At 71.7% G+C, this 7,805-nt stretch carries 5 protein-coding genes; 2 read left to right on the forward strand and 3 right to left on the reverse strand.

What is annotated here, in order from left to right; genetic code table 11:
• Nucleotides 1-193: 193 nt before the first annotated feature.
• The 3 genes from ACWEOW_RS17090 to ACWEOW_RS17100 all read right to left on the reverse strand — a co-directional run bounded on the left by ACWEOW_RS17090 (nt 194) and on the right by ACWEOW_RS17100 (nt 5,715).
• On the reverse strand, nt 194-1,729 hold the full coding sequence (locus ACWEOW_RS17090; RefSeq protein WP_452270424.1) for a S8 family serine peptidase: 1,536 nt from the start codon (nt 1,727-1,729) through the stop codon (nt 194-196).
• Complete coding sequence (locus ACWEOW_RS17095; protein WP_452270425.1) at nt 1,726-3,225, reverse strand: S8 family serine peptidase; 1,500 nt, start codon at nt 3,223-3,225, stop codon at nt 1,726-1,728. The genes ACWEOW_RS17090 and ACWEOW_RS17095 overlap by 4 nt, the downstream gene beginning before the upstream one ends.
• Nucleotides 3,226-3,345: 120 nt before the next feature.
• Complete coding sequence (locus ACWEOW_RS17100; protein ID WP_452270426.1) at nt 3,346-5,715, reverse strand: DEAD/DEAH box helicase; 2,370 nt, start codon at nt 5,713-5,715, stop codon at nt 3,346-3,348.
• 151 nt (nt 5,716-5,866) lie between these two features.
• Between ACWEOW_RS17100 and ACWEOW_RS17105 the strand changes: the two genes are divergently transcribed.
• Nucleotides 5,867-6,238, forward strand: a complete 372-nt coding sequence (locus ACWEOW_RS17105) for an STAS domain-containing protein (RefSeq protein ID WP_452270427.1) — start codon at nt 5,867-5,869, stop codon at nt 6,236-6,238.
• Nucleotides 6,235-7,752 carry a DUF7059 domain-containing protein gene (locus ACWEOW_RS17110; protein WP_452270559.1) on the forward strand — a complete coding sequence of 506 codons (1,518 nt, stop codon included), beginning with the start codon at nt 6,235-6,237 and terminating at the stop codon, nt 7,750-7,752. Before ACWEOW_RS17105 ends, ACWEOW_RS17110 begins: the two co-directional genes overlap by 4 nt.
• Nucleotides 7,753-7,805: the final 53 nt, after the last annotated feature.

The following is a 7,805-nucleotide window of genomic DNA, read 5'->3' on the forward strand; positions in this document are numbered from 1 at the left end:
GCCCGGACCCGCTCGGCCCGGACCCGCTCGGCCCCGGCCCGCTCGGCCCGAGCGCGCCGGCGGGGAGGTCCCGGCGGCTGCCGGGGCCTCCCCGCTCGGTGGGGTCACCCATGGTCGCTCGCTAACGCTGGTGGTTATCCGTGGCAGCTCTTGCTCCTGCCACGGTAGCCGGGCCGCTCGCGACCACCAACTGTCACGGCACGTCGACCCGCACGATCGTCGGGTTCGGCAGACCGGTCTGGCCCGCATAGGCGACCGAGCCCAGCAGCTTGCCCTTGGGCAGCGCGCTGCTGAACGAGAGCGACACCGTGCCGGTCTGGCCGAGGACGGCCGCCGGCGGCGCCGAGACGGTCATGTTGCCTTCGTCGGCCGAGCCGAGCAGCCACGTGTGCAGCTTGAACGGCGACGACCCGTCGACGCCCCAGCCCTGCACCACGACGGTGTAGGTGCCCGCTGCGGGGTTGACGAGGTTGACCTCCTCGGCCGACGTGCCCGAACCGCTCGAACCGACCGGAGATGCTCCGCTGAAGACACAGAGGTCGATGTCGCTGCCTGGCTTCACGTCAGCGTCGAAGAGCGCGAACCGCGCGTACGTCGTGCCCGCAGGCACCGCCACGTCCACCTTCTGCGCGTTGGGCGAGGTCAGCGAGCAGGTCGAGTCGGTCGGGTCGTCCGGCACGACTCCGTCGGTGATCGCCGGGGCGACGAGGCCGCGGGCCGTTGCGGTGAACGGGCCGGTGTAGCCGAACGTCACGCCGTAGGAGGTCCCGCCCGGGGTCGCCGTCACCGTCGCCGGGGCCGCGAGCGCGACGGGCCGGATGACGATCGGCGAGCGCACCGAGTGTGTGCCGTCGGACCAGATGAGCTGGCCGCCGGCGTAGGCGTTCAGGCTCGCGGTCGTCCGGGTGAAGGTCACCGTGAAGGTGCCCGACTCGCCCGGACCGAGCTCGAGTGTCGCCGGCGAGACGACCGTGGTCATGCCCGACACGCTGGCGTTGGCCGTGTAGGTCGCCGTCGTCGAGCCGACGTTGGTGACCCGCCGCGTCACGGTCTGCCTGCCGGCCAGGTCGCCGATCGCGATGGACGCGACGTTCATGTCGCTCGCGTCCGTGCTGTACCCGGCGCCCTGAAGGGCGGTGCAGGCGCTCGGGTTGACCGCGTTCGAGCTGCCGCAGAGGAAGGCGAGCCAGTCGTTCCAGCTGCTGTCGTAGACCAGTCCCGGGTCGGCTGCCGAGTTCGGCTTGATGTGGCCGGCACCCTGGCGGAAGGTCACCGTCGGGTTGGTGCCCGGCCCATCGAGGACGTCGTAGGCGCTCGTCATCAGGGCGCTCTTGATGGCCATCGGCGACCAGCCCGGGTGGAGGTCCTTGAGCAGCGCGGCGACACCGGCCACGTGCGGCGACGACATCGACGTGCCCGAGAGCAGGTTGAAGTTCTCACCGTGGGCGGTGGACGGCGACACGGCCGCGAGGATGTCCTGGCCGGGTGCGATGACGTCGGGCTTGAGGATGTCTCCGCCGCCCGCGCGCAGCGGTCCCCGCGAGGAGAACGACGCCGTGAACGGTGCGGGCGCCGTGGTCGTCAGCACGCCCTTGTGGATCGTCGCCGTCGCTCCGGTGGTGGCGGCATACGCCTTGACCGCGGCGCGGTCGGTGTCCTGGAGGTGGACCGTCGGGACCGCGTGCAGGTCTGCGTTGACGGAGTTCGTCGACGTGTTGACGAGGATCATCCCGACGCCGCCGGCCTCCTGGACCGCGAGGCTCTTGTGGTGCGGCCCGTGACACCGCGGTCACAGAGCACGATCTTGCCCTTGACCTTCGCAGGGTCGAGGGCGTTGCCGCCGTCATCGGCGCTCGAGTAGCAGAGCGCGACGTGGTCCGCAGGGGCGCCGTCCTTGCCGGCGGCCGTGGCGTCGATGAGGGGGGCGTTGACCTCCTGCGCCGCGACACTGGCGCCGTTGTACGTGACGCCGTTGCCCAGCGTGACGCTGCCGATGCCGTCGCGGTTGTGCGTGCCGGCGGCGACGGTCGTCACCCACGGCGACGGGTGGGCGACGGTCGAGGTCGTCGGGCCGCTGTTGCCTGCCGACGTGGCGACGAAGACGCCTGCGTTGGCGGCGAAGAGGAACGAGATCTCCACCGGGTCGGCGAAGTTGGTCTGGCTGCCGCTGATCGAGTAGTTGATGACGTCGACCCCGTCGGCCACGGCCTGGTCGATCGCCGCCACGAGGTCAGAGGTCGTGCCTCCGGCAGTGTCGCCGCTCTCCGTCGACCAGAGCGCCTTGTACATCGAGATGCGGGCACGAGGGGCGATGCCGCTGATGCCGTTGGGCGCGAGCCCGCCCGCAGCGCCGGTCACCGGGACGGCGTGGTTGCCACCCGACGTGCTCGACGTGTGCGTGCCGTGGCCGTTGTAGTCACGGGGCGAGTTGAACTCCCAGGGCTTGTCGCGGTCGATCGCCGCGTTGCCACCTTGGCCGGCGTTGTAGTAGCGGGCACCGATGAGCTTCTGGTTGCACAGCGAGTTGTTCCACTGCTCGCCGTTCTGGCACTTGGCGTTCCACTCTGGAATCTGCTGGTACGCAAGCCTGCCCGTCGCCGCACGGGTCGGGAGGCCGTTGGCGTCGACCCGGTCGGTGAAGGAGAGCGACTCGGGCCAGATGCCGGAGTCGATGACGCCGATGACGACGTTCTCGCCGGCGCTCTTCGTGCCGCCGAGCTGGTCCCACAGGCCGCCCTTGTCGGTGAGGCCGAGGAAGGCGGGCGTCGTCGACGTGTCGACCGTGTAGGTCTCCTGGCGGGTGACTGCCAGCACCCCGTCCGCAGACTCGAGGGACTTGGCCTGCGCCGCGGTGAGCTGCGCGGCGAAGCCGTTGTACGTGTAGGTGTAGTCGTAGAGCTTGTTGCCGGCTCCGACCTTGCCCAGGGCGCGCGTGTGGGCGCCTTTGAGGTGGTCGACATACGACGTCACCGACGGCGACGTGACGTCGATCTTGTGGCCCTTCACAGGCTTGGTGGCAGCCAGACCCGGGGTCCCGCCGTCGTAGGCGATGACCGGTAGCTCGGCCATCTGGACGACGTAGATGCCGTCGGAGTATGCCGTGTCAGCAGCAGCCGGAGCGGCCGCGGGCGCGAGCGTGGGCGGGGCGGCGCCGGCAGATCCTGTGCCGGCGACGGTGAGGGCCACGGGCAGCGCGGCGACTGCTGCCAGCCAGCGACGATTCATGAGTTCTCCTGTCGGATTCCCCCGAGAACGCATGGGCGACGGTCTTCACCCGGTGGTAAGCAGGACCATAACCGGCGAAAGCCTCGATTAGGGAGGCTTTGCCGGGTGAAATCCGGTTGGTCAGGCTCCGGCGTGTCGCAGCGTCAGGTCGAGCAGTGCGACCGCGCCGCGCTTGTCGAGCGGCTCGTTGCCGTTGCCGCACTTGGGCGACTGGATGCAGGACGGGCACCCGGAGGTGCACTCGCACCCGGCGATCGTCTCGCGGGTCGCCGCGAGCCAGGGGCGCACCCGCCGGAAGCCGCGCTCGGCGAAACCGGCCCCACCGGGGTGGCCGTCGTAGATGAGGATCGTCGGCAGGCCGGTGTCCGGGTGCAGTGCCGTCGAGACGCCGCCGATGTCCCACCGGTCGGCGGTCGCGAACAGGGGAAGCATCCCGATCGCCGCGTGCTCGGCGGCGTGCGCGGCTCCGGGTATGCCGCCCTCCTGCACCCCTGCCCCGCCGAGCTCCTCGACGGGCATCGTCCACCACACCGCCTTGGTCGTGAGGGTCCGTGGCGGCAGGTCGAGGGCGTGCTCGCCGATCACCTCGCCCCCCGGAAGGCGGCGCAGGAACGAGACGACCTGGTTGCGCACCGTCACGTGCCCGAACGAGCAGCGGAGGGGTCCCCAGGCTTCGTGCTCGGTCTCGCGGACGATCTGGAAGTCGCTCACGGACCGGGCCTGGGTCGACCAGCCAGGGTCACCCCGCACGGCGAAGGCCGCGTGGGCGTCGAGGTCGAGCTCGGTGACGACCCAGCTCTGGCCCTGGTGGACGTGCACGGCGCCGGTGTGGACCTGTGAGTGCGCGGCCGCCTCGTCGACGGTGCCGACGACGCGACCTGTGCTGCTCTCGATGATGCGGACCGGCTCGCCCGCTCCGCGCAGGGAAAGGTGGTCCGCGGGCCGGTCCTCGCGTCCCCAGAACCACCCGCGCGGGCGTCGCTTGAGGATGCCGCGGTCCACGAGCAGGTCGAGAAGGGCGCGGGTCTGGGGTCCGAACAGCTCGAAGTCGTCCTCGGTCACCGGCAGCTCGGCCGCCGCCGCGGCGAGATGCGGAGCGAGGACGTGCGGGTTGTCGGGGTCGACGACCGTGGCCTCGATCCCGCGGCCGAAGACCGACTCGGGGTGATGCACGACGTACGTGTCCAGCGGGTCGTCGGCGGCGACGAGCACGGCGAGCGAGCGGTCGCCGGAACGCCCCGCCCGCCCGGCCTGCTGCCACAGCGACGACAGGGTGCCGGGCCATCCGGCGAGGATCACCGCGTCGAGGCCGGTGACGTCGACACCGAGCTCGAGCGCGTTGGTGGCTGCGAGCCCGAGCAGCCGCTTCGACCGAAGGTCGCGCTCGAGCTCACGCCGCTCCTCTGGAAGGTAGCCACCCCGGTATGCCGCGACGCGGTCCTCGGACGTCGCCGGTACCCGTTCTCGGGCGATCCGTGCGACCACCTCGACCGCCGCGCGGGACCGGGCAAACGCGACCGTCTGCACATCGTGCTGGACGCACCCGGCGAGCAGCTCACCGGTCTCGGTCACGGTGCTTGTCCGCTTGGGCAGACCCGACGCGTCGATGACGAGCGGCGGCTCCCACAGCGCGAACGTCATGGCAGCGCGCGGCGAGCCGTCCTGCGTGACCGGGCGGACCGGCATACCGAGCAGCCGGGAGGCGTGCTCCTGCGGGTCGGCGACGGTGGCCGACGCGAAGACGAAGGTCGGGGACGACTTGTAGCGGGCCGCGACCCGGCGCAGGCGGCGCAGGACGGCTGCCAGGTGTGCTCCGAAGACGCCGCGGTAGACGTGGCACTCGTCGACGACGACGTAGCGCAGCGCTCGCAGGAACGACGACCAGCGGTCGTGACCGGGCAGCAGCGAGTGGTGCAGCAGGTCCGGGTTGGTCAGCACGAGGTTGGCGTGGTCGCGGATCCAGCGCCGCTCGTCGGTGGCGGTGTCGCCGTCGTACGTGGCGGGGCGCACTCCCGGGAGGGCCAGTCCGGTCACGCGCGCGAGCTGGTCGGCGGCCAGCGCCTTCGTGGGCGAGATGTAGAGCGCGGTGGCACCGCGGCCGTTGGGCGCCGCGGAGCCCGCGACCAGGTCGCTGAGCACGGGCAGCAGGTAGCCCAGGCTCTTGCCCGACGCCGTGCCGGTGCTGACCACGACGTGCTCACCACGGTGCGCGGCCTCGGCAACCTCGACCTGGTGTGACCACGGCACCGCGATGCCCGAGCCGACCAAAGCCCCGAGCACGGTGGGCTCGACCCAGTCCGGCCAGTCGCCCGTGCTCGCGGTCCGGGCAGGCACTTCGTGGACGTGCACGAGCCGCTCCGGCTGGTCGCCGACCAGCCCATGGAGCAACGCATCCGGGTCGATGTGCTGTGATGGCGGGCGGGCTGCGCCCACCGAACCGGGACCGGGAGCGTCCGGCACGGTCGAAGTGGGGTGGGCCTGCCAGTTCATGTGGAGCAACCGTATGCCGTCGGGGTACGGTTACCGACGAGCGGGGCATGCTACTCCGTGGTCGGTAACCTGCCGGTCAGGCGACCGGCGAGGTTCGGCACGTGGGATCCGAGGGTCCGCGTGCACCTGTGGGATGAGGAAGGTGCTGTAGGTGGATCTCTCGATCACCCGAGCGGACCATGGCGACCAGACCGTGGTGCACCTCGGCGGTGAGATCGATGTGTATACCGCCCCGCTCGTGCGCGAGAAGCTCGACGAGCAGATCGTGGGTGGCCGCACCAAGCTCGTCGTCGACCTCACCGACGTGACCTTCCTCGACTCGACCGGTCTCGGCGTGCTCGTGGGCCGGCTCAAGCTCGCGCGCACCCGCGGCGGGTCGATGCGGCTCGTCGGCAAGGACGACCGCGTCCTCAAGGTCTTCTCGATCACCGGCCTCGACAAGGTGTTCGAGATCCACCGCGACCTCGAGTCAGCGCTCGCGGCCGCAGCCGACGAGTCGGCCCCGAGCGAGCGGTCCTCCTGAGCGACACGCCCGTCGTCGACCGCGAGCTGGTCGCGCGGCTGCGCTCCGACCTCACGGCCGCCGGGTTCACTGTCGACGGCGTCGCTGAGCGGCTGGGGCCGGTGGCCTCGGCGGCCCTGCATCGCGAGCAGCCGCTGCCCGCGCTGCTCGCGACGACGCCCGGCTCCGGCGTTGACCCATGCGGCACGCTGGTCCGCCTGTTCACCCTCGGATGTCCGGTGCCCGCCTCGGCGGCTGCGGCGGCGTTGCCCACGCTCGGGGTCGCCGGCGCGCAGGCCCTGGGTCTCGTCAGCACGGTGGACGCCGAGGTCGTTGCGACGTGCGACCTGCAGCCCTACGCCGACGACGACCGTGACCGGTGGGTCGTCTCGGACCTGTCGGAGGTTGCGACCGGGCGGCCGCTGCGGCCCGACCACGTGCTCGGCATCGGCGGCGCCTCGACGACCCTCGCGTCGTGGACGGTCCGGCGACCCGTCGAGGGCGCCCTCGACCTCGGCACGGGCTGCGGTGTGCAGGCACTTCACCTCGCGGGGCACGCGCAGTCCGTCACCGCGACGGACATCTCCGCGCGAGCCCTCGAGTATGCCGCCTTCAACGCTGCACTGGCAGGTGCAGACATCCTCACGCTCCGGGGTGACCTGCTGGATCCCGTTGTGGGGCAGCAGTTTTCGCTTGTCGTGAGCAACCCACCCTTTGTCATCACCCCGCGCGAACCGGCCGTGCCACGCTACGAGTACCGTGACGGCGGCCGACCGGGCGACACCCTCGTCCGGTCCCTGGTCCTGCAGGTCGGCTCGGTGCTCGAGCCCGGCGGCGTGGCGCAGCTCCTCGGCAACTGGGAGGTCCCGCGCGGGCGCACCTGGCGCGACGTGTGGACCGAGTGGCTCGACGAGCAGTCGCGCGTCGGCGTGGCCCTCGACGCGTGGGTCGTGCAGCGCGAGTCCCAGGACCCGGCCCAGTACGCCGAGCTGTGGGCGCGCGACGGCGGGGCTCAGCCGGGCAGCGAGGCCCACACCGCGATGTATGCCGCCTGGCTGCGTGACTTCGCCGCCCGCGATGTCGAGTCCGTCGGGTTCGGCGTGGTCACCCTCCAGCGACCCCTCGGAGACCGTCCCACGTGGCGCAGCCTCGACGAGGTCACTGGCCGGGTCGCCGCCCCGATGGGCCCCGCTGTCGACGCTGGACTGCGGGCCCGGACGTGGCTTGCCGAGCACGATGACGACGACCTGCTCGACATGGCCTGGTCGTGCGCTCCAGACGTCACCGAGGAACGACACGGTCGCCCCGGCGCGGATGACCCGAGCGTGATCCTCGTGCGGCAGGGCGGCGGGCTGGGACGCGTGGTGCGCGCCGGGACGTGGCTGACGGCATACCTCGGGGTGGCCGACGGCACCCTGACTGCGCGGGCGGCGCTCGATGCGATCGCGACGATCGTCGAGGCGGATCCGGAGACCGTACGGGCCGAGGTGCTCCCACAGGTGCGCGACCTCGTCGCCGACGGCCTGCTCGTCTAGGCGCCACCCCAACCCGCGTCGTCTGCGTCGAGTGGCCGCCCGGCCCCACCCGG

This window comes from Monashia sp. NPDC004114 (genome assembly GCF_053603855.1).

What these genes read in the sequence shown, in the direction of transcription:
- ACWEOW_RS17090 (WP_452270424.1), bottom strand. Translation starts at nt 1,729, where the DNA reads ATGATCCTCGTCAACACGTCGACGAACTCCGTCAACGCAGACCTGCAC.
- ACWEOW_RS17095 (WP_452270425.1), bottom strand. Translation starts at nt 3,225, where the DNA reads ATGAATCGTCGCTGGCTGGCAGCAGTCGCCGCGCTGCCCGTGGCCCTC.
- ACWEOW_RS17100 (WP_452270426.1), bottom strand. Translation starts at nt 5,715, where the DNA reads ATGAACTGGCAGGCCCACCCCACTTCGACCGTGCCGGACGCTCCCGGT.